Origin of the sequence: Paenarthrobacter sp. NPDC090522 (genome assembly GCF_044769225.1) — a bacterium.
Taxonomy (GTDB): Bacteria; Actinomycetota; Actinomycetes; order Actinomycetales; family Micrococcaceae; genus Arthrobacter.
Window position 1 is genome coordinate 20,164 of record NZ_JBIVXL010000021.1, and the last position, 21,012, is coordinate 41,175.

At 63.0% G+C, this 21,012-nt stretch carries 19 protein-coding genes and 1 pseudogene; 7 read left to right on the top strand and 13 right to left on the bottom strand.

Annotated elements, in window-relative coordinates:
• Positions 1-12: 12 nt before the first annotated feature.
• Positions 13-1,143: pseudogene (locus tag ACIQT2_RS20535) on the bottom strand (serine hydrolase domain-containing protein).
• 9 nt (positions 1,144-1,152) lie between these two features.
• Entirely contained in the window at positions 1,153-2,055 is a 903-nt protein-coding gene (gene gluQRS, locus ACIQT2_RS20540; protein ID WP_402950224.1) for a tRNA glutamyl-Q(34) synthetase GluQRS, read from the bottom strand.
• Between the two features lie 346 nt (positions 2,056-2,401).
• Between gluQRS and ACIQT2_RS20545 the strand changes: the two genes are divergently transcribed.
• From ACIQT2_RS20545 to ACIQT2_RS20555, 3 genes are all read left to right on the top strand, one after another.
• A complete protein-coding gene (locus tag ACIQT2_RS20545; RefSeq protein ID WP_397326320.1) occupies positions 2,402-2,869 on the top strand; it encodes an Lrp/AsnC family transcriptional regulator in 468 nt (155 codons plus the stop codon).
• A 97-nt stretch (positions 2,870-2,966) separates the two neighbouring features.
• Entirely contained in the window at positions 2,967-4,451 is a 1,485-nt protein-coding gene (locus ACIQT2_RS20550; RefSeq protein WP_402950227.1) for a WXG100 family type VII secretion target, read from the top strand.
• Positions 4,452-4,600: 149 nt separating this feature from the next.
• Positions 4,601-5,113, top strand: a complete 513-nt coding sequence (locus tag ACIQT2_RS20555; protein ID WP_402950230.1) for a hypothetical protein — start codon at positions 4,601-4,603, stop codon at positions 5,111-5,113.
• Positions 5,114-5,161: 48 nt separating this feature from the next.
• Here the strand turns inward: ACIQT2_RS20555 and ACIQT2_RS20560 are convergent, their stop codons facing one another.
• A complete protein-coding gene (locus ACIQT2_RS20560) occupies positions 5,162-5,617 on the bottom strand; it encodes an Lrp/AsnC family transcriptional regulator (RefSeq protein ID WP_400333570.1) in 456 nt (151 codons plus the stop codon).
• A 105-nt stretch (positions 5,618-5,722) separates the two neighbouring features.
• On the opposite strand from ACIQT2_RS20560, the gene ACIQT2_RS20565 reads away from it, so the two are divergent.
• Positions 5,723-6,370, top strand: coding sequence for a LysE family translocator (locus tag ACIQT2_RS20565; RefSeq protein ID WP_402950233.1), 648 nt, complete (start codon positions 5,723-5,725; stop codon positions 6,368-6,370).
• Here the strand turns inward: ACIQT2_RS20565 and ACIQT2_RS20570 are convergent.
• The 3 genes from ACIQT2_RS20570 to ACIQT2_RS20580 all read right to left on the bottom strand — a co-directional run bounded on the left by ACIQT2_RS20570 (position 6,367) and on the right by ACIQT2_RS20580 (position 8,265).
• Positions 6,367-6,834: an SRPBCC family protein gene (locus tag ACIQT2_RS20570; protein ID WP_402950236.1), complete on the bottom strand. Its 468-nt coding sequence runs from the start codon at positions 6,832-6,834 to the stop codon at positions 6,367-6,369. The genes ACIQT2_RS20565 and ACIQT2_RS20570 overlap by 4 nt on opposite strands.
• A 1-nt stretch (position 6,835) precedes the next feature.
• Positions 6,836-7,201: an ArsR/SmtB family transcription factor gene (locus tag ACIQT2_RS20575; RefSeq protein ID WP_400333563.1), complete on the bottom strand. Its 366-nt coding sequence runs from the start codon at positions 7,199-7,201 to the stop codon at positions 6,836-6,838.
• Positions 7,202-7,293: 92 nt separating this feature from the next.
• Entirely contained in the window at positions 7,294-8,265 is a 972-nt protein-coding gene (locus ACIQT2_RS20580; RefSeq protein WP_400333561.1) for a hypothetical protein, read from the bottom strand.
• A gap of 155 nt (positions 8,266-8,420) precedes the next feature.
• On the opposite strand from ACIQT2_RS20580, the gene ACIQT2_RS20585 reads away from it, so the two are divergent.
• Complete coding sequence (locus ACIQT2_RS20585; RefSeq protein WP_400333559.1) at positions 8,421-8,894, top strand: DUF4383 domain-containing protein; 474 nt, start codon at positions 8,421-8,423, stop codon at positions 8,892-8,894.
• An 80-nt stretch (positions 8,895-8,974) separates the two neighbouring features.
• Here ACIQT2_RS20585 and ACIQT2_RS20590 read toward each other — a convergent pair whose 3' ends face one another.
• The 7 genes from ACIQT2_RS20590 to ACIQT2_RS20620 form a co-directional block, all read right to left on the bottom strand.
• Positions 8,975-11,035: a glycosyl hydrolase family 28 protein gene (locus tag ACIQT2_RS20590; RefSeq protein ID WP_402950239.1), complete on the bottom strand. Its 2,061-nt coding sequence runs from the start codon at positions 11,033-11,035 to the stop codon at positions 8,975-8,977.
• Positions 11,036-11,239: 204 nt separating this feature from the next.
• Entirely contained in the window at positions 11,240-11,920 is a 681-nt protein-coding gene (locus ACIQT2_RS20595; RefSeq protein WP_402950242.1) for a response regulator, read from the bottom strand.
• Positions 11,913-13,250, bottom strand: coding sequence for a sensor histidine kinase (locus tag ACIQT2_RS20600; RefSeq protein ID WP_402950244.1), 1,338 nt, complete (start codon positions 13,248-13,250; stop codon positions 11,913-11,915). Before ACIQT2_RS20600 ends, ACIQT2_RS20595 begins: the two co-directional genes overlap by 8 nt.
• Positions 13,251-13,363: 113 nt before the next feature.
• Complete coding sequence (locus ACIQT2_RS20605) at positions 13,364-14,179, bottom strand: IclR family transcriptional regulator (RefSeq protein ID WP_402950247.1); 816 nt, start codon at positions 14,177-14,179, stop codon at positions 13,364-13,366.
• Between the two features lie 87 nt (positions 14,180-14,266).
• The gene (locus ACIQT2_RS20610; RefSeq protein WP_402950249.1) at positions 14,267-15,523 is read right to left on the bottom strand and encodes an aminopeptidase P family protein; all 1,257 of its coding nucleotides are present in this window, start codon (positions 15,521-15,523) and stop codon (positions 14,267-14,269) included.
• A gap of 31 nt (positions 15,524-15,554) precedes the next feature.
• On the bottom strand, positions 15,555-16,901 hold the full coding sequence (locus ACIQT2_RS20615; RefSeq protein WP_402950251.1) for an MFS transporter: 1,347 nt from the start codon (positions 16,899-16,901) through the stop codon (positions 15,555-15,557).
• 715 nt (positions 16,902-17,616) lie between these two features.
• The gene (locus ACIQT2_RS20620; RefSeq protein WP_400333547.1) at positions 17,617-18,288 is read right to left on the bottom strand and encodes a GntR family transcriptional regulator; all 672 of its coding nucleotides are present in this window, start codon (positions 18,286-18,288) and stop codon (positions 17,617-17,619) included.
• A 151-nt stretch (positions 18,289-18,439) separates the two neighbouring features.
• Here ACIQT2_RS20620 and glyA point away from each other — a divergent pair, with 151 nt between their 5' ends.
• Positions 18,440-19,789: a serine hydroxymethyltransferase gene (gene glyA, locus ACIQT2_RS20625; protein WP_402950254.1), complete on the top strand. Its 1,350-nt coding sequence runs from the start codon at positions 18,440-18,442 to the stop codon at positions 19,787-19,789.
• Entirely contained in the window at positions 19,786-21,006 is a 1,221-nt protein-coding gene (locus ACIQT2_RS20630) for a sarcosine oxidase subunit beta family protein (RefSeq protein ID WP_402950256.1), read from the top strand. Before glyA ends, ACIQT2_RS20630 begins: the two co-directional genes overlap by 4 nt.
• The last annotated feature ends 6 nt before the right edge of the window (positions 21,007-21,012 follow it).

The following is a 21,012-nucleotide window of genomic DNA, read 5'->3' on the forward strand; positions in this document are numbered from 1 at the left end:
CGTCGCGGGGGACTATAGCGCCGCGATGGCCTGCCGCACGGCTGAGCTGAGCTGGAGGTTCCGGCAACCGGCTCCCCCGGGCTCGGCTTACTGCGGAACGTAACCGAAGCCCAACTCGTAAGCCGGGTCCGCGTAGCCCAGGGAGGCACTCGCGCCATCGTGTCCGAAGGCCCGGTAGCTGCCAAACGGCATCCGGCTGTGCGACTTCATGAAAGCCGTGGCAAAGCAGCCGGTTTCGCCGAACACGCGATCGATGCCAAAGACCTGTTCGGCTGAGACAACGCGGACGGTCTCTTCCGTCAACAAAGGTGCGACGGCGGCCGGCCCGCCTTCCGCTGAAGTGCCGGCCAACCCTGTCAAGGCGAGCGCATAGATCCGTGCCATCCCGTCGGCACTGGAAACTCCTGCCGCCGAACACAAGCCTGCGGCCCGGACCTCCGGAATATTGGGCAGGTCGAGGATGTCACCCACGGTTGCGTTCGTTGTCAGGCCGAAATGGCTGGCCGGGTCCACCCATGGCCACGAGGGATCGGCAGCCCACCGGAACGGCGCAAACCTGCTCTCTTCGTCGGCCGGCAAACCGAGGTAGAAATGTGCGCCAGCCACGGACCTGATCCGTTGCTCGAATACCTGCTGGAGCGTCGAGCCCGTGATGCGGCGGCACAGCTCCTCCATGAAGATGCCAATGGTCAGCGCGTGGTAGCCGAAGGCGGCCCCTGGTTTCCAAAGCGGGGGAAGCTTCGCGAGCTTGGCGGCGGCCAACTCCGAGTTATTCACTTCCTCGAGGGTCAGCCCACCGTCAACGCCCAACAGTCCCGCCTGGTGTGACAGCAACTGGGCCACGGAAATGGACGCTTTGCCTTCGACTCCGAACTCAGGCCAGTACTTGACCACCTCCGCGTCGAGATCCAGTACACCGTCTTGAACCAGCAAGGCGATGACCAGACCGGCCATCCCTTTCGAGCAGGAGAAGACGCCCGTCACCGAATCGGCGCGGATATGCGGACCACCGCTCAGGTCCAGGACTTTGACGCCGCGATGGTAGGCCGCAACTTGCGCAGAGTACTCAGGGTCTTGTTCGAGAAAGCTCTCGAAGAGTGCTGCGACGGATTCGAAACCTGAGGCGATCACCGATGAATGCATCCAGCCAGCCTAGCCGGATGCTGTCCCCGCCTTGGGAGTTATCCACACCCAGGGATCCCGCGGGAGCCCTTCAGGATGGAAGGCCGCCAGGGCGGTTTCCAGGCTCCCAGCGGGCAATCCCAGCGACCGGAGAATGATGTCCCGCACGGTGCCAGCGGCAATTCCGACGGCGGCAAGGTCGCCCAGCGTCACGGCGCCATCGCGCTTTGCCAGCCGCGCGCCGTCGTGATTAACCACCAACGGGACGTGCGCATATTCCGGGACCGGCAAGCCCAACAGCGTCGCCAGGTACGCCTGCCGGGGGGTTGAGGGCAGGAGGTCGTCGCCGCGCACCACCTGGTCGATGCCCTGGGCAGCATCGTCCACCACCACGGCAAGGTTGTACGCGGTGACGCCGTCGTTCCTGCGCAGCACAAAGTCGTCCACCACGCCTGTATAGCTCCCCTGCAACTGGTCCTCCACAGCCCACTCACTGACGTCGGCGCGTAACCGGATGGATGCCGGCCGGGACACCCGGCGGATCTCCCGTTCCGCCTCGGACAAACGCCGGCACGTCCCTGGGTAGGCGCCCTGCGGTGCGTGCGGAGCGGATGGCGCCTCCTGGATCTCGCGACGCGTACAGAAACACTCGTAGGTGCGGCCTTCCGCGGTGAGGCTATCGATCGCTGCCGCATAAAGCCGGGTCCGCTCCGTCTGGCGAACGACGGCGGCATCCCACGTCACGCCCACAGCGTGCAGATCGCGGAGCTGCTCCGCCTCCGCGCCGGACCGTGCGCGGTCCAGGTCCTCGACGCGAAGCAGGAAGTTCCTCCCGGTGGACCTGGCGAAGAGCCAGGCGAGGATGGCTGTCCGCAGGTTGCCTACGTGGAGTTCGCCCGACGGGCTGGGGGCAAAGCGTCCTGCGGAAGTCATGGCCCAAGCCTATGCGGCCGTCCACGTGACGAGGGAACACAAGAGCCCCTCAGCTACCGCAACGATCCGGTGGCTCAGGGGCTCTTACTGTGCTGCCCGCGGGGCGGGCGAGTGCGGAATGACAATGCGTGAACAAGAGTCAATCAGCGGCTGCTTCCTTGCGGGAAGTCGTGGCGGACGCTCGGGAGGTGTTCCAAGAGCCCGGTGCCTGCAGGTTCCGGCGGTAGCCTTGCCCTGCTTCGTTGCCACTATTTCAGCAGCGGGCATACAGTTGGTGCAACAGACTTGATCTCAATTGATCGATCTGACCATTCTGGATACAAATCATCGGCAGGAAGTAGTCACATTGCAGGAACTGGACGCCACCGACCGTCGGATCATCGCTGCACTGGACGAGGATCCGCGGGTTCCCATCATGGTCCTGGCGCAGAAGCTCCACCTCGCGAGGGGAACTGTCCAGTCCCGATTGGAACGCATGGCCGCATCCGGTGCCCTGCGGGCCAACAGCAGCCGCGTCCTGCCTACGGCGCTCGGCCGCGGCGTGGCTGCTGCCGTCAGTGCCGAACTGGACCAAAGCCACCTCAACGAGGCCATCGCCGCACTGAGGGAAATCCCGGAAGTCCTCGAGTGCCATGCGCCCGCCGGCGACACGGACCTCATCATCCGCGTGGTGGCCAAAAGCCCGGATGATCTCTACCGCGTCTCGGAGGAGATCAGGCTGTGCCCGGGCATCGTCAGGACATCCACCAGCATGTTCCTCCGCGAGGTCATCCCCTACCGGACTACGGGGTTGTTGAGGGAAAGTGCGGATTAGTCCGCTTCTGCTGTGCACATAGGGCAGGAGTCCCCATGGGCGGGCCTGCCGGGCACACCTAGGATGGTTTCATTCGATCACACCACTTGGGGGAAGCATGGCGGGCAATTTCTACGGCGCGGACGTCGCTCAGCTGCGGCAACTGGCCCAGGACCTTGCCCGCAGCGCAGACCGCTTGACGCAGTTGGGCCAACAGCTCAGCGGTTCCATCTCCTCCAGTCCTTGGCGTGGAGCCGACGCTGACAGATTCCGTCACGACTGGACCGGCTCGCATCTTAGAGCCCTGCAGCAGGCGGCATCCGGAATTGAATCCGCCTCCCAGAGCCTGCGCAAGAATGCGCAGGAACAGGAGACAGCGAGCGGCTGGTCTGGCGCTGGACCCGGCGGTTCGGGCGGCGGGAGCGGCCCCGCGGGCGGAACGGCCCAGGACCTCACGGACCTTCTCAGCGGCATGACCCCGGACGAACGCGCGGCTTACCTGCGCAGTGAAGCATTCAAGCAATGGGCCCTTGAGCATCCCGAGGAGGCCAAGGCTGCCATGGACGCAGCGGCCGACTCCGGGCTGATCGAAAAGAAGTCGCCGGAGTACGCGCAGTTCCTCAGCGACTACTGGAACCAGCAGGCCATGCGGGAAATGGGCATCGATCCGTCCACGTGGGATACCAGCAAGGGCACCGAGTACAACTGGGAAACCATCAAGAAGGTCTACGACTTCTACGGCCAGGCCTTCCTGTCCAACCCGGACTTGCAGTGGGCCGGGATGGCCAACATGATCGGGCCTTCCTTCGCGGGCGGTTTCCGCGACATGGCCATGCTGCGTGATCTTGCGCGGCAGATCGCCGACAATCCGGCCTCGGACGTCCCCATCCCTGTGCTCGACCAGATCGAACAACTGGCCAACATGACTGACGACGAGATCAAGTTCTACGAGACCTCCATGCTGGACATGAACAAGGAGATCTTCCTCGACCAGGCACGGCAGCACCAGGCCTACATGAACGGTGGGATCGACGAGATCAACAGGCTGCGGGACTCCGGCGCCATTGATCCGGGCACCGCCGAGGCCTGGGCCCAGATCGATTCCGGTGATCCTGCGCAAATCAAGGAAGGCAACACGGCACTGCTCTACCGCGAGCAAAACGAAATCATCGCGGACGACTACACCAACATGCGGAACCATCCAGGCGGCGAAGCCGTCACCTACATGGTTACCTTGGCCGGCGAACCCTCCATTCCCGGCGCCAAGAGCTACCCCGAAGTCTTCCCTTACAAGTTCAGTGTGGAGAGCCCCGGACCGGAGAACATCCCGTTCACCAACTGGGACAACCCAACGCAGTTCCGGACGGACTTCACCACGGGATTCCCGGACGGGAACATCGCCGATGCTGATGCGCGCTGGAACCTCATCAAACAGGACACCCTGCCCGCGTACCAGAATCTCCTGGCCAACGATCCCCAGGGTGCCAGGGACATAGTCGGTTCCGACTTCAATGACCGGGTTGAGCAGTACCGGCCCACCAACAACATTCCCGGAATCATGAACCGGTTCCTCGACGGGTTCGACGCCGAGGTGCACCAATGAGCCGTACCCAGCGCAGTGCAGGAGCGTGGGGTCGGAGAGTTGCCGCCGTTCTCGCCATAGGCCTGGCCGCCCTTACTGCGAGCGGATGCCGGATAACCCCTACGCCCGCGGCCACTTCGTCCTCATCCACACCATCCCAAGGGAGCACAGTGATCACCTCGGAATTCTCTACGCTGGATGCATCAGGCGTCGAACAGATCAAAGCCGAAGGGCGGGCACGCCTGGACATGCGCAGCGGCTCACTCCAGAAGTCTGCCGTCAGGGTGGACGACACCAGCTACGGCCCGGAGATCAATACGCAGGGTTCCGGAAAGATCCAGCTCAGCATTGTTGGACCCAGCGGAGAAGTCACCGGCCAAACGGACCGGATCCGGTTCAAGACCACTGACGCCAGCCCGGACTTCAGTGAGGTGACGTACTTCCTCACCGCCGATTCCCCCGAGGACCTCTTCGCCCAGATCAGGGAGGGCGTGAAGAAGTACGGCATCGACTCCGCTGACGCCGAACGCTGGATCACTTCCGCAGGCCAGGACGCGTCCGGGACAAGTGACTACTCACTGACGTCGGGCACCAGCACTGGCCTCAGCGTGAATTACGACATCCGGTTCGACGGCTCCAAGGACACCCAGGTCATCATTGTGCACGTGAGCCCCAGCGCCTGATCCCCTGAAGCCCCCTTTATCAAAGACGTCCGCTATAACAACAGGACTCTAGACCGGTGGGCCGATGTTCGTCTTCAGGTTCTTCATCACCAGCGTGGAGGTCAGGCGCTCGACGGCCGGCAGCGCCGCGAGTTCGTCGTCGTAGAAGCGTTGATACGCCGGCAGGTCGGCCGCTATGACTTTGAGCAGATAATCCGGCGACCCAAAGAGGCGTTGAGCCTCTACGATGTTGCTGCTCGCCGCCACCCTGGCCTCGAAGGCTGCCATGGTTGCCCGGTCCGCGCGCTGCAGGGTCACGAACACAATTGCTTCGAAACCGAGCCCCACGGCTGCGGGATCGATGTCCGCACGGTACCCGCGGATCACCCCGGACTGCTCGAGATCCCGGAGCCGACGATGACACGGAGCCACCGTGAGTCCCACCTTTGAGGCCAGCGCCGTGGCAGTGATGCGGCCGTCCTCTTTGAGGTGCCGCAAAATACTTCTGTCGATTCCGTCGATCACGCAAGAATCTTACCGACAAACCCTGGTCCAGAGCGAAATTAGCGAACACTTTTCGGCGCATTTTCCCTAGAGTTTTCCTACCCGCACACCCCGGAAGGAAAACCAGTGAATCCGCAGCTCTTCGTCGCCTTCCTGCTGGTATCGGTCAGCCTGGCCTGCACCCCCGGCGTCGACTGGGCCTACTCGATTTCCGCCGGCCTCCGCCAGCGCAGTTTCGTTCCCGCGGTGGCAGGATTGTGCAGCGGCTACGTGGTCCATACCCTGCTGATGGCCGCCGGCCTCGCTGCCCTCCTCGCCGGCGTTCCGGGTCTTCTTGGCTGGCTCACGATCGCCGGAGCCGCCTACCTGCTGTGGCTCGGCGTCGGAACCATCCGCTCCTGGCGAGGTGCGAGCTTCAGTGCGGAAGCCGGCGTCGTGCCTTCCCGAACGCAACTCCGCACTTTCCTGACGGGCATGGGAACCAGCGGCATCAACCCCAAAGGGCTCCTGTTCTTCGTAGCGCTGGTTCCCCAATTCGTCAGCCCGGATGCGGCGCTGCCCGTGCCCGTGCAGTCGGGCGTGTTGGGCCTGACCTTCGTGGCCCTGGCAGGCCTCGTGTACACGGTGGTTGCCCTGGCCTCGCGGCGGCTGCTGGCGTCCCGTCCGGGTGCTGCGCGCGTAGTCACGTTGACCAGCGGCATCATCATGGTGGGTCTGGGAACCGTGCTGCTTTCAGAGCAGCTTGTACCGCTCCTTGGCCAGGGGCATCCCTAGGAAGCGAGCATCTCGTCCAAGCGCTCGTATCCTTCCACCACGCCGTAGTTCATGCCGGTGGCGAGGGCCATGTCCCGGGCTTCAACCGAGGGGTAGACCTCGTGGACCACTATCCTGGTCCGGCCATCGGTTTCCTCGAAGGTGGTAGTGCTGATGCCCACCTGGTCCGGGGCGCCGTCGAACTCGAAGGTCATGATGATCAACGATTCGGGGTCCACTTTGTGGAAGACGCCACGGAAGCCGAACATGGCGTTGGCATCGCCGCTTTCATAATGCCAGCTGCCACCAGTGGTCGCGTCGTATTCGGTGACCTTGATGGACGTAGTCCGGGGGCCCAGCCATTTGGCCAGGAGGTCCGGATCCACGTGAGCCTTGAAGACGGCACTGACCGGGGCGTCGAATTCGCGAACGGTGTCAACGAACGGAACGCCGTCGTCGGCGGTGATGGTTGTTGGATTGCTCATGTCAGTTCTTCTTTCCATTACCTGCGGTCCCTGCGGGGCCAGTATTTTTGGCGGGGTCGGCCAGGAGTTCGTCGAGCAACCGGAACCGTTGCTCGGCAATCAGCCTGTAGCGGTCTATCCAGGCCGTCAGCCGTTCGAGGGCTGCTGCGTCCAAATGGACGGGCCTGCGTTGGGCGTCACGGGAGCGCGTGACCAGTCCGGCGTGCTCCAGGACCTGGATGTGTTTGGAAACTGCCTGCTTGCTGATTTCGAAAGGCTCAGCCAGTTCGTTCACGGTGGCATCGCCGCGGGAAAGCCGTGCGACGATGTCCCTTCGGACGGGATCAGCCAACGCCATGAACGCTTTGTCCAGAGCATCGTGATCCATGAGGGGTTCTGCCTTTCGTAATCAACCAAATGCTTTATCAACCATTTGGTTGATTACAAGATTACGCCTCGTCACCGCGAACCACAATGGGCCTATTCGCCGCCGAGCTGCCTGAAATCGTTCTCCCACAAACGACGCATCTCCGCGTCCTTCCGGATCACCTCAAGCGTCTCCAACTCCGCGGGCGGTGCGGGACGCCGCGAGCGCGGAGTCAGGGACATCCGCCCTTGGTCCAGGGCCAGAAGCGCCCGGTCCGTCAGGGCATCCTGGCGCAGGGAAAGGCTGGTCTTCTTCCGCCTCAGGACCTCTTTCAACGCCGCCTGCGCCGAATCGAAGTCCCCGCGAGCCCTCTGGGCCCGCGCCCGGATCAGCAGCAGCGCGGCGGACAGATCGTCCGTATTGAGAAGGCCGTTGGTCCAAACCACCACATCGCGGTGCCGTTCGAGGGCCAGCGCGGCTGTGCACCGCGCCAACGCGGAAGGCAACGACGGCGGCAAACCCACCACGGCTTCCAGGGCGGCCTCCATCATGCCCATTTCCCGCAGTGAGTGGGACAGCGCCAGGAACACGGATTCTTCGCTGAACAGCACTGGAACCTCAACGCGCTCGGCGACCTCAACCCGGGTGACCACCTGCCCAAGGTACTGGGCCGAGAACTGGCTGGCGTCGTCGTCGATCCTTGTCGCCAAGCCGCGCTGCAGCAATTCCGAGGCCCGCAGGTGGCCGCCGTGCTTGTACACGAGCAAGCCCGCCATGACGTAGCAAAGCCCGGCCCAGCCAGGAAACTCGCGGGCCAGGGCAAGGAGCCTCTCCGGTTCTGTAGACGTGAAGACGGCGTCATGCAGGACTTTGGCCTGCCTGCTGGAGAGGAATTTCAAACGCGGAACATCGCCGGCAACCGAAAGCCGCGCGGCACCGCGACCACCCAGGACGCCGGAAACCGCACCACCCAAACCGTCCGTGAGCCCTTTGACCGGCGTACGGATCCGCCCCTCCCGGAACGGGGTCAGGTCACGGGAATCATGAAAGATCGAGGCGAATCCACCGCTGGGACCGTGAGTCATGAACCCATGCTATCGGGCGCTGAACTGGCCGTATCCCCTGCTATCAGGGGCATTTCAGGAGTATTATGGCGGCGTCGGCAAGGTTTTCCGACACCCCTTGCCGCGGGCCGGTTCTCCATGAGAAGAGCCGGATAACAGCGTGAAAGGGAGGACTTATGACCACCGCTTCGCACCCAGCACACCACCATGCGATGGGTTTAACGCTTCACAACACAGCCATGGGAGTTGGCATTGTGTTCCTGCTGGTCGGTGTCCTGGGCTTCATTCCAGGAATCACCACCAATTACGGCGCCATGACCTTCGCAGGACATGATTCCGGCGCCATGCTGCTTGGAGTTTTCCAAGTGTCCATACTCCACAACATTGTCCATTTGCTGTTTGGCGCGGCCGGTTTGGCCATGGCAAGGACGGGCCGCATGGCCCGCCTGTTCCTCCTGGGCGGCGGAGCCGTGTACTTGGTCCTCTGGATCTACGGCCTGGTCATCAACCAGGAAACGGGCGCCAACTTTGTTCCGTTCAACACCGCCGACAACTGGCTCCACTTCATTCTTGGCGTGGCCATGATCGGCTTGGGCGTTTGGCTGGGCAGGGACGCAATGGACGAGACGGCGGCGCGCAGGGCACCTTAGCCATCCGCGCACGTATCAGATTAACCACGACGGCGGCCGCTCCCCTTGCGGGGGCGGCCGCCGCTTCTCTTCTCCGGGTCTTACTGTCCGGCGGGCACAGGAGTGACGTTCGTGAACACATTGCCCGTGGAGTAGCCATCGAACCGCCACGGATTCGCGCCGCCGCGGACGCTTTGGAACGAGACGCCGTCAAAGGTGGAATCAGTCAGGCCTTTGATGTTGGTGGGATTCACGTTCCGGAAAACGACGTCCTGGAACGTGAAAGCGCCCAAGGTCGCCGTTCCTTGTCCCAAGGACGGGCCGGCCTGGATATCGATCACCGGTTTGCTGTCCGAAACCGCCATTCCACACGTGGGCGAGTTGTTTCCGTCCACAGAAACATTCTTGACGGTGACGTTCTTGAAGGTCGCCGAATCGGCGGCAACATACCCGGACGGCGATTGGTTGTAGCTGAGCGACATGATGAAGGCACTGCTGCCCATGCAAGCCATGGCCGTGTCCCGGAACAGGAAGTCCCTGCCGCCACCTGCCATGTCGGAGGTGCTCTTCATGCGGAGGCCGCCGGTTTCCACTTTGTACATGACGTTGTCTTCCGCGAGCACCCGCTGGACCCACGCCGCCGTGTTGGAACCTACAGCGACGCCGCCGTGGCCCATGCGCATGTAGTTGTTGAAGATCCAGACGTCCTCGCTCGGCCGCCCTTGGGCTCCGTACTTGCCCTGGCCCGCCGCAAAGTTCACTTGGTCATCACCGGTGTCGAAGAAATTGTTCAGCACCATCCCATTGCTGGTGCCGCCGAACTCCAGGCCATCGCCGTTATTGGTGTTGTAGGTGGTGTGCCGCATGGCATTGACGGTGGTGTTTTTGCTGTCCAGGATCATCACGCCGTGGAAAGCCGGGTTGTCGGCAGTGATTCCCTCGAGGTACAGATTTTCCACGCCCATGAAGGTCATCAGGCTTGAGCGGTACTGCCCATAGAACACCGAATCATCCGGCGATTCAGGCGGGTTGATCGCGCCCGTGAGGAACTCGGGATGTTCCTTGGCGTTGCGGAACTGCGCGGCGGCCAACACGCCGTCGTCCAGGACCTTACCGGCGGAACTGGCCACGTACTGCGGAAGGGTGTTGCCCGCTTCGTCGGTAATGGAACCCTCGGCCGTCCGCTTCCACCCATTGCCGTCCACCACGCCATGGCCCGTGATGCGGACATTCTTGGCAACGCTTCCCGGCTCCCGGCTTTCGGCTGACCGTCCGCTGTCCCCCGGCAGCACGTTAATGAGCGACGGCGGCCTCCGGTAGTTCCGATACTCGGCCTCGATGGGGAGCGGGTCGGGAACCGGATAGAGGTAGTAGCCCTTGTCCAACGGGTAGTCTGCGGGATCGTCGGAGCCGAGCAGCCGGGCACCGTCTTCGAGCTCGAGCGTCATGTCCGAGTGCAGGAAGATGGCGCCGGTCTTGAACGTGCCGGCAGGGACCACCACCGTGCAGCCGGGGGTCCTGCAGGTATCGATCGCCTTTTGGATCGCCCTGGTATTCAAGGTTTGTCCATCGCCCACCGCTTTGTACGCGGGATGAGTAATGACCACCCTGTGGCGAGCAGGGGTGGTTGTCACGGTGATGGGGCCGCTCGCTGCAGACTCAGTCCCGTCAGCCCTGATGGCAGTGACGCTGAACTGGTAGGAGGTCTTTGGAGCCAGACCCGTCACCGTGAAGTTGTGGGCGACCGTGCGGACATGGAACCCATCCTTGTCTGCGGCGCGGAAGGCATCGACGTACTCCTGGGCAGGCGAATGGCTGCGGGCGTTCTCCTCCGCAGTCCCCAGGGGCTGCCCATTCATGTAGACGCGGTAGTCCACCACATCTTCATAGCTGCCCGGTTTGTTCCAGACGAGGAGGATCTTGTCCTCCTCCGTGGCCTGCGCCGGAACACAAAGATTCTGTGGGGAAGTACCTGAACCCGGAGTGAGTTGGACGCTGCTGCTGGAGCACGCCGGGCTGTCAGCCGCACCGGGCTTCTTACCCAGCGCGGCGGTCCCCGGCGAGGCTGTGGCCGGTGCCGCCAGAGCAGCCAGCCCCAACGCCGCAGCCACGGCCACCGCTCCCACGCCAGGGCTGAGCTGTTTCTTACGGAATGTCTGCATGGATGATCCTTCCAGGGCACAACGATGTGACCCAGTCCTGGAGCGCACGGGCACTCCGGCAATGGATAAACAGGGTAAGAAAACGTTTTCTCAGAACACCCTAGGAAGGAAGAGGGGTCAGGTCAAGCCTGCGTTCCGCCCGGGGTGACAATCAATCACTATGGTCGGCCCGGGATAATCCTCTTTTGTTGTCCCGGCGACGGGTCAGCCGAGTAGACGATGCTCATACGCGAAAGCAACCAATTGCAGGCGCGTCCGCACACCAAGCTTGGTGAGGACGCTCCGAAGATGTGTTTTCACCGTCGCTTCCGAGACAAACAGGCTCTCAGCCATCTCCCCGTTGGCCAAGCCCTTGGCAGCAAGCAGGAAGACATCCCTTTCCCTGGCAGACAGAGGCTCCAAAACTGAGAGGTCAGGTCCCGCCGTCGGCACCGTGCGGGCCGCATGCTGGAAGAGATCGTGGACGGAGCCGGGCGCGATGACGGAGTATCCGGAGTGGACCGTGCGGATGGCTGCCAGCAAGAACTCCGGTTCGGCACTCTTCAGCAGGTACCCGCTGGCCCCGGCCTGGACGGACTCCACTACGGCATGGTCGCGGTTGAAAGTTGTCAAAGCGATGATTTTCGGTTGATCCAGGCCCCGCTCGCGTGCTGAATCCACGATCATCCGCGTGGCGCTCACCCCGTCCATCTCAGGCATGCGCAAATCCATGAGCACCACGTCTGGAGGGTGGTCCGCCGCCATCTCGACCGCACGGCCGCCGTCGTCCGCTTCCCAAGCCAGCACCATGTCCGCCTGGCTCTCCACCACCATGCGGATCCCCGCACGGAACAACGGTTGATCATCCACCAAGGCCACGCGAACCGACGAGGACGGATCAACCACGGTGGCCCGCTTCCAACGCTCCCACGGCAGCCTCGGAGGCGTTCTCCCCGTTCTCTACAAAAACCTCGTCCACCAGCGCCGTACTACTTCGGGCACCATAAGGGATGAACGCAGTTACCCTGAATTGCTCGCCGTCCGGCCCCGCCGTCAACCAGCCGCCGGCAAGGTGGGCACGCTCGCGCATCCCTGCAATCCCACGGCCAACCCGCTCCGCATTGTCTCCGGTGCCCGCTCCCCCCAATGGATCGGACACCGGAAGCGCTGAGGCCGCATGCAACGTCAGCCCTGGCCCGCTCCAGTCCAGATGGAGACGAACCAGTGACCCGCGGCCACCATGTTTGAGGGCATTAGTGAGGCACTCCTGCACAATCCTGAACACTGCCAGTTGTTGGCCCGCACCAAGGTCCACAGGGGCTCCCGATTCGGTGCGTTGGATATCCAAGCTGCCCTGCCGCATCCTTTCGATGAGGGACGGAACGTCGGTCAGCCGTGGCTGTGGCGCAACCATGCCGTCATCCCGCACTCCTTCAATGACGCGCTGCGCATCCACCAAGGCATGCCGAGCCGAACCGGCAATATTTTCCAAAGCATCAAGGACCGCCTTGGGCTGGTTTTGACTCAGGTAGCGTGCGCCGTCCGCCTGGGCTGCGATCACCGCCAGGGAGTGCGCCAGGACATCGTGCAGGTCCCGGGCGATCCTGGTGCGTTCCTGCTCCACGACAAGTTCGATTTCCGTTTCCTTGAGGCTCGCCTGCGTCATGGCCTGGGCTTTGGACAGGTTGCGTCTGTCTTCATACAGCGCCACCAAAATCCCAAGAGTTCCACAAGCGGCTGCGATGACCAGCAGCATGCTGAACAACTGGCCGCCGTAGTTCTTGAGGGCGAAGGCATCGCCGAAATACAACGGTATGAACCAGCCGACTCCGTAGCCGTAGCGCCAGGAGATCATCATGAATGTCATGACCGCCACGAAGAGGACGTTGGCTGCGGCCGCCCAGATCCTTTGCCGCTTACTTCCTGTCCACATTGTGAAGGCCAACGCAAAGGATGATCCGAGATAGATCGCCCAGTGATTGGGAGCCATAGGGGGAATGAGATAAACGAGTTGCCCGAGCAGCAAAGCCGCGGAGAACGACAGGGACACCAGGGGCTTCCACCCCGCCAAGGCGATTGCCGCCGTCGTCATCAGCAGAGGTGCCGTTCCCGCCCAGTATGGCAGGCCGGGCCACGGACCCATGCGGCCCGCCTCGCCAACGCACCACAGCACAAAGAAGATGGCGGCCGCTGCAGGAGCGCCCCAATGCCGTACAACTCTCAGTGTTCGTTCCATGCCAGTCAGACTATCCACGCCGTGATGGGTCACCTGGCCAATTTCGTCGGCCAGCAGTTGATCTCCACCTGCTGGCCAGCAGATTCATCCTTTGGGCCAACTACCCCGGGGCGCTACGCCGGCGGGCGTCCACCCAAGCGCGTGGTGACCTTGGCGGCTGCTTCGAGGCATGCGTCGCCGAGGCTGTTGAGGGTGTCCTGCGAAACGCGGAATTTGGGGGCGGGAACGAGCACAGCCGCAACAATGTGGCCTCTATGGTCGTAAACGGGCGAGGCAACACCTACCTCCTCGATGGAGGTCTCCCCGAAGTTGACGGCCCAACCCCGCGCGCCGGCTTGCTCCAGCCGCTGCAGATAGGCGTCGATGGAAGCTTCGTCCAACCCTGGCAAGGTAATCGAACCGCTGCGGAGCAGGCCCCGGACCCGCTCCGCATCCTCCGCAGCGAGGAAGACTTGGACGGACGAGCTCAGTGCCTCGTTGTACCGGGCCCCCAGCGGAGCAAGGTGCTTGACCTGATGGCGGCTGGGGATCTGCTCCACGCACATGGACTCGACGCCGTTCCACACCATGAGGGCGCTGGTCTCACCGGTGCGTTCGGTCAGCTCGCGCAAAACGGGGTAGGCGACGCGCCGCTCCTCGAGTTCCGCCAGGAGCGGGCCCGCCATCGCGATCATCCCCAGCCCCAAGCGGAACCGGCGCGAATCGACGTCGCGCTCCACTAAACCTTCTTGCTCCAAAGTGGCCAGTATCCGCGAAACGGTGCTCTTGTGGAGGCCAATCCGGCCTGCGATTTCGGTGACGCCCAGCAATGGTTCCTCGGCGCTGAAGCTCTTCAGCACCGCTACGGCGTTGACAATGACCGAGGCACCTTTGCCTTCGCCATTGTTGTTGCTGCTGTCAGGAGTCGCGCTGGATTCCGTGGGAGTCATGGATTCACTATATTTCGCTGCGGATGGTCCGCCGGTCCCGGCGCAGGGCCGGTGGACACTGTGCACCATGTCCACCGGCCCGTCACGCTAGGCTCCGATGATGTTGTACTCGGGGCCGAACGGGAACTTGGTGATGTTCTCGGCGCCGTCCTCGCCCACAACCAGGATGTCGTGCTCGCGGTAGCCACCGGCACCCGGCTGCCCGTCCAGCACCGTAATCATTGGCTCCATGGACACCACCATGCCGGGTTCGAGCACGGTATCGATGTCCTCGCGGAGCTCCAGCCCCGCTTCGCGGCCGTAGTAATGGCTGAGCACGCCGAACGAGTGGCCGTAGCCGAAGGTCCGGTTCGCGAGGAGGCCGTGGCTGACGTAGATCTCGTTCAGCTCAGCGGCTATGTCCTTGCACACAGCGCCGGGCTTGATGAGTTCCAGACCGCGCTTGTGGACCTCCACGTTGATGTTCCACAGTTCCAGCGAGCGGGCATCGGGTTCGCCGTAGAAGAGCGTCCGCTCAAGGGCCGTGTAATAGCCGCTGGTCATGGGGAAGCAGTTCAGCGACAGGATGTCGTGTTCCTGGATCTTCCGGGTGGTGGCCCAGTTATGGGCGCCGTCGGTGTTGATGCCGGACTGGAACCACACCCACGTGTCACGGATTTCGGAGTCCGGGAAGGTCCGCGCAATCTCGTGGACCATGGCTTCGGTACCGATCAGGGCAACCTCGTACTCGGTGATGCCGGCCGTGATGGCATTGCGGATGGCTTCGCCGCCGAGGTCGCCAATGCGGGCACCGTGCTTGATGACCGCGATTTCCTCGGCCGACTTAGTCATGCGCTGGCGCATCGCGGCCTGGGCAACATCAACCAGAGCGGCGTCCGCGAAGGCCGCCTGGATCTTGTTGCGGTTGTCGAGCGGCAAGGAGTCGTCCTCGACGCCGATGCGGCGCGGCTTGATGCCGCGGGTGCGAAGGACTTCCTGGATGGCGTGGATGTAGTTATCCCGGCGCCAGTCCGTGTACACCAGGTTCTCGCCGTAGCTGCGGCGCCAAGGCATCCCGGCGTCGATATTTGCCGTGATGGTGACCGTGTCATCCTTGGTGACCACCATGCCGTAGGAACGGCCGAAGTAGGTGAAGAGGAAGTCGGAGTAGTACTTGATGGAGTGGTAGCTGGTGAGGACTACGGCGTCGAGGTCCTTCTCCGCCATGATGCTGCGGAGGCCGGCAAGGCGACGCTCGAACTCGGCGTCGGAGAACGTCAGCGAAACCTTGTCGCCGTTATTGAGGACCTTGAGGCGCTCCAGTTTGGCGACGTCGTTGACAGCCTGGTCTTGGGTGATGGTCATGGGTGTTCCTTTCGATAGGTGTGGTTGTTTGTCAGTCCTGCTGCAGGGGTTTCTTGGAAGTCTCCGCGGCAAAGAGGACTGCGATCAGGGAAACAATGGAGGCGGCTACGAGGTACCAGCCGGGAGCCAACTGGTTGTGCGTCAAGCCGATCAGGAGGGTCGCCATGAACGGGGCGGTGCCACCGAACAGGGCGTTGGAGAGGTTGAAGCTCACGGCGAATCCCGTGTAGCGGACCTTGGTGGGGAACAGTTCGGCGAGGAAGCTGGGCAGGGTGCCGTCGTTGAGGGTCAGCATGCCGCCCAACAGGATCTGCACCAGCACGATCACCAGGAAGTTCCGCGTATCCAGCAGCATGAACGCCGGCACGGTCAGCAGCACGAAGAGGATGGACGCCGTGAGGAGCATCCGCTTCCGGCCGAATTTGTCCGAGGCGATACCGGTCAGGAAGATAAACCCGATGTAGCTCGCCAAGGCAATGGTCGTGGCCAGGAACGACTCCGTGGCACCGAACCCCAGTTCCTCCGACAGATACGTGGGCATGTAGCTGAGGATCACGTAGAAACCGACGGCGTTCAGCAGCACCGCACCGGTGGCGATGATCAACTGCCGCTTGTAGAGGCGGAACATCGCGAACGCGGGCGCCTTCACGGCGTGGTCCTGGTCGGCGAGCTCGCGGAAGGCTGGGGTGTCCTCAAGCTTGGTCCGGATGTACCTGCCGATCAGGCCCATAGGAGCCGCAAGCAGGAACGGCAAGCGCCAGCCCCACTCATTAAGCTGCTCGGGCGTCATGGCTGAACTCAGCAGGGCGGCCAGCAAGGAACCCAGCAACAGTCCCGCTGCGGTACTTGCAGGCACGACGGCGGCATAGAGTCCGCGCCGATGGGCCGGCGCATACTCCACCAGGAAGGCGGACGCCCCGGCGTACTCCCCTGCCGCAGAGAAGCCTTGGACCACCCTGACCAGCAGGAGCAGGATGGGGGCCATCACGCCGATGGTGGCGTACCCGGGTATGAGGGCGATGCAGAACGTGGCTATGGACATCAACAGGATCGAGAGGCTCAGTGCCTGCTTGCGGCCAAGCCTGTCTCCGATGTGGCCCCAGATGAAACCGCCGAGCGGCCTGACGAAGAAGCTCACGGCGAAGACACCGAAGGTAGCCAGGAGCGCGGTCTGCCGGTCGGATTCCGGGAAGAAGACTGTGGAGATGATGCCGGCAAGGTAGCCGTAGACGGCGTAGTCGAACCATTCGACGAAGTTGCCGATGAAGCTCGCAGTGACAACTCGTCGTCGAGTGTCTTTGCTGACTGTGTGGTTGTTTGTGGTCTTGGCGCCGAGAGCGGTCGTTTGCCCGGCTGCCACAGAGGATTCATTGCTCATGTGTCCACCAAAATCATTTGGGTTGCATTCAACGCAACGCTGTTGCACCAGATTATGTGTGAGCGACGCCACGGTCAAGGGCTAAATTTTCGAAATAGTGTATTGAGTTCCGACCGTAAAGAGCGAACCGCGACATTCAAGACCGCAAACGAGGGAAATCGGAGTTGTTGCACTCAACCCAACTCAGTTGCCACCGACGCTCTCTCACCAAACACCCCCTTCCAGCCAAACGCTCTCCCACCAAACACCCCCTTCCAGCCAAACGCTCTCCCACCAAACACCCCAACCCGCCCAAACGCTCTCTCAACGGCAAAAACGCTCGACGTCGGCACCCGGACGGGTGTCGACGTCGTACGCCAGGGGCCCAACCACCCGAGAACGGGAGAGCGGGGGATCGCCATTAGGGGCGGCCGGCGAGAGCGGGATCGCCATAAGGGGCGGTTTGATGGGAGAGCGTCCGCCAAAAAGGGCGGTTCAGTGAGAGAGGGACCGCCAAAAAGGCGGTTCAGTGAGAGAGCGTCCGCCAAAAAGGGCGGTTCAGTGAGAGAGGGACCCCTAGAACAGGCGGTTCGGTGAGAGAGGGATAGCCATAAGGGGCGGTTTGGTGAGAGAGCGTCCGACAGGAAGGGCGGTTCAGTGAGAGAGCGTCCGCCAAAAAGGGCGGTTCCGTGAGAGAGGGGCCCCCAGAACGGGCGGTTTGGTGAGAGAGGGCCGGTTAGAGGACCTTGCGGATGGTCTCTTCGAAGCTCACCACGTGATGCAGGGCCAGGTTGGCGGCGCGCTCTTCGTCGCCGTCGGCAATGGCGGTCAGGAGGTCGGCGTGTTCGGAGATGTGGCCGGAGACCGAGGGCATCTTCTCCAGCATGTGGCACCAGATGCGGGTGGCGAGGTTGTCGTACCGGATCAGGACGTCCTCAAGGTGCGCGTTGGCCGAGGCTTTGTAGATGAGCCGGTGGACCTGGATGTCGTAACGCATGAGTTCCTGCGAGGAGGCATCCTGGCCTTCGAGATCCCGGATGGCCGCAGCAACATCGCGGAGCTCCGCACGCATTGCCGGACTGGCCATGCGTGCGGCCTTGCGGGAAGCGAGGGGCTCCAGGAGCTCACGGATTTCGGAGACTTCGGCGAGCTGGGTGATGTCCACGCCGGTGGCGAAGGTGCCGCGACGGGGGTAGGACACCACCAGGTGGTCGCTTTCCAGTCGTTTGATGGCTTCACGGACGGGCGTGCGGCCGATACCGAGCTCGGTGGCGATCTGTCCGTCGTTGATGGGGTCGCCCGGTTTGATGTCCAGCATGATGAGCCTGTCGCGCAGGAGCAGGTAGGCGTTCTCCGCCAGGGATGTACCCTGCGGAGCTGTTTCCAAAGCTTCCAGTGCTGTAGTCATTGCCTTCTCCCCGGATGGTCGCCATCGGCCTGCTGGATAAGTTGCCGCAGACCTGTTGACGACTATGTGATGTCCAACATACTATGGCAATAGTTCTAATATATCAGTTGGCTAATAGTCAGCAATCACACGTACTTCAAAGGAGAACACCATGGTTGAACCGCTGATCCGCCCGCTCGCCCAGGCGGACCCGGAGGTTAATCAGGCGATCGCCCAGGAACTCATCCGCCAGCAGTCCACGCTGGAAATGATCGCTTCGGAGAACTTCGCCCCCACGGCCGTCATGGAAGCCCAGGGCTCGGTGCTCACCAACAAGTACGCCGAGGGCTACCCGGGCAAGCGCTACTACGGCGGCTGCGAACACGTTGATGTGATCGAACAGCTCGCCATCGACCGCTTGAAGTCGCTCTTCGGCGCAGAATACGCCAACGTGCAGCCCCACTCCGGAGCGCAGGCCAACGCCGCGGCAATGCACGCGCTGATCACGCCCGGCGACACCATCATGGGCCTCAACCTGGCCCACGGCGGCCACCTGACCCACGGCATGCGGATCAACTTCTCCGGCAAGCTCTACAACGTGGTCCCCTACAGCGTGCGCGAGGACACCCACACCATCGACATGGCCGAGGTGGAGCGCCTGGCACTGGAGAGCAAGCCGCAGCTGATCGTGGCCGGCTGGTCCGCGTACTCCCGCCAACTGGACTTCGCCGAGTTCCGTCGCATCGCCGATTCCGTTGGCGCCTACCTCATGGTGGACATGGCACACTTCGCCGGCCTGGTCGCAGCAGGTCTGCACCCGAGCCCGGTCCCCCACGCCCACATCGTCACCAGCACCACGCACAAGACCCTCGGCGGCCCCCGCGGCGGCGTGATCCTGACCAACGATGCCGACATCGCCAAGAAGGTGAACTCGGCAGTCTTCCCGGGCCAGCAGGGCGGACCGCTGGAGCACGTGATCGCAGCCAAGGCCGTAGCCTTCAAGTTCGCCTCAGAACCGGAGTTCAAGGAGCGCCAGTCCCGCGTCCTCGAAGGCTCCAAAATCCTCGCCCAGCGCCTACTCAAGGACGACGTGGCAGCGGCAGGTATCTCCGTTGTCTCCGGCGGCACCGACGTCCACCTGGTGCTGGTTGACCTCCGCAACTCCGAACTGAACGGCCAGCAGGGCGAAGACGCGCTGCACCACATCGGCATCACGGTCAACCGCAACGCCGTCCCCTTCGACCCCCGCCCGCCGATGGTCTCCTCCGGCCTCCGCGTCGGCACCCCTGCCCTCGCCGCCCGCGGCTTCGGCGCCGGTGAATTCACGGAGGTCGCAGACATCATTGCGACGGCGTTGATCGCCTCGGCGGGCACCGGCACCTTGGACGAGGCGACCGCCGTCGAACTCCGCAGCCGCGTCACGGCGCTGGCGGACAAGTTCCCCCTGTACCCGCACCTTTCCACCAACGGCACCGGTGCCGAATCCGTACTCGAAGCAGAAATGATTGGAGCAGCCCAGTGAGTGTCGACCACCTCCCCGAACACCCTGACTTCCTCTGGCGCAACCCGGACCCCAAAAAGTCGTACGACGCAGTGATCGTCGGCGGCGGTGGGCACGGCCTGGCCACGGCCTACTACCTGGCCAAGAACCACGGCATGACCAACATCGCCATCCTGGAAAAGGGCTGGCTGGCCGGCGGCAACATGGCCCGCAACACCACCATCATCCGGTCCAACTACCTCTGGGACGAGAGCGCTGCCATCTACGAGCACGCCCTGAAGCTGTGGGAGATCCTTCCGGAAGAACTCGAGTACGACTTCCTCTTCAGCCAGCGCGGCGTGATGAACCTCGCGCACACCCTGGGCGATGTCCGTGAGAGCATGCGCCGCGTAGGCGCCAACCGGCTCAACGGTGTGGACGCTGAATGGCTGGAGCCGGACCAGGTCAAGGAACTCTGCCCCATCCTGAACACGAGCGACAACATCCGCTACCCGGTCATGGGCGCCACGTACCAGCCGCGCGCAGGCATCGCCAAGCACGACCACGTGGCCTGGGCCTTTGCCCGCAAGTGCGACGAGCTGGGCGTGGACATCATCCAGAACTGTGAAGTCACCGGCTTCATCAAGGACGGCGACCGGGTGACCGGCGTCAAGACCACCCGCGGCACCATCAACACCGAAAAGGTGGGACTGTGCGCTGCCGGCCACAGCTCCGTGCTGGCCGAGATGGCCGGTTTCCGCCTGCCGATCCAGTCCCACCCGCTGCAGGCCTTGGTGTCCGAACTCCACGAACCCGTCCACCCCACGGTGGTCATGTCCAACCACGTCCACGTGTACGTCTCCCAGGCGCACAAGGGCGAACTGGTGATGGGCGCCGGCGTCGACTCCTACAACGGCTACGGCCAGCGCGGTTCCTTCCACGTGATCGAAGAGCAGATGGCAGCAGCCGTCGAGCTCTTCCCGATCTTCGCCCGGGCCCACGTGCTCCGTACCTGGGGCGGCATCGTGGACACCACGCTGGATGCTTCCCCGATCGTCGGTGTCACGCCGGTGGAGAACATGTTCGTCAACTGTGGTTGGGGAACCGGTGGCTTCAAGGGAACCCCGGCAGCGGGCCTGACCTTCGCCCACACCATCGCCACCGGCGCACCGCACCAGCTCAACAAGCCCTTCGCACTGGAACGCTTCGAAACCGGTGCCCTGATCGACGAACACGGCGCCGCAGCCGTGGCCCACTAAGGAAGG

Excerpts from the sequence above, each read along its gene's own strand:
- ACIQT2_RS20620 (WP_400333547.1), bottom strand. The coding sequence starts at position 18,288 with ATGACTACAGCACTGGAAGCTTTGGAAACAGCTCCGCAGGGTACATCC.
- ACIQT2_RS20575 (WP_400333563.1), bottom strand. The coding sequence starts at position 7,201 with ATGGATCACGATGCTCTGGACAAAGCGTTCATGGCGTTGGCTGATCCC.
- ACIQT2_RS20590 (WP_402950239.1), bottom strand. The coding sequence starts at position 11,035 with ATGCAGACATTCCGTAAGAAACAGCTCAGCCCTGGCGTGGGAGCGGTG.
- ACIQT2_RS20585 (WP_400333559.1), top strand. The coding sequence starts at position 8,421 with ATGACCACCGCTTCGCACCCAGCACACCACCATGCGATGGGTTTAACG.
- glyA (WP_402950254.1), top strand. The coding sequence starts at position 18,440 with ATGGTTGAACCGCTGATCCGCCCGCTCGCCCAGGCGGACCCGGAGGTT.
- ACIQT2_RS20600 (WP_402950244.1), bottom strand. The coding sequence starts at position 13,250 with ATGGAACGAACACTGAGAGTTGTACGGCATTGGGGCGCTCCTGCAGCG.
- ACIQT2_RS20550 (WP_402950227.1), top strand. The coding sequence starts at position 2,967 with ATGGCGGGCAATTTCTACGGCGCGGACGTCGCTCAGCTGCGGCAACTG.
- ACIQT2_RS20570 (WP_402950236.1), bottom strand. The coding sequence starts at position 6,834 with ATGAGCAATCCAACAACCATCACCGCCGACGACGGCGTTCCGTTCGTT.
- gluQRS (WP_402950224.1), bottom strand. The coding sequence starts at position 2,055 with ATGACTTCCGCAGGACGCTTTGCCCCCAGCCCGTCGGGCGAACTCCAC.
- ACIQT2_RS20580 (WP_400333561.1), bottom strand. The coding sequence starts at position 8,265 with ATGACTCACGGTCCCAGCGGTGGATTCGCCTCGATCTTTCATGATTCC.
- ACIQT2_RS20605 (WP_402950247.1), bottom strand. The coding sequence starts at position 14,179 with ATGACTCCCACGGAATCCAGCGCGACTCCTGACAGCAGCAACAACAAT.
- ACIQT2_RS20610 (WP_402950249.1), bottom strand. The coding sequence starts at position 15,523 with ATGACCATCACCCAAGACCAGGCTGTCAACGACGTCGCCAAACTGGAG.
- ACIQT2_RS20615 (WP_402950251.1), bottom strand. The coding sequence starts at position 16,901 with ATGAGCAATGAATCCTCTGTGGCAGCCGGGCAAACGACCGCTCTCGGC.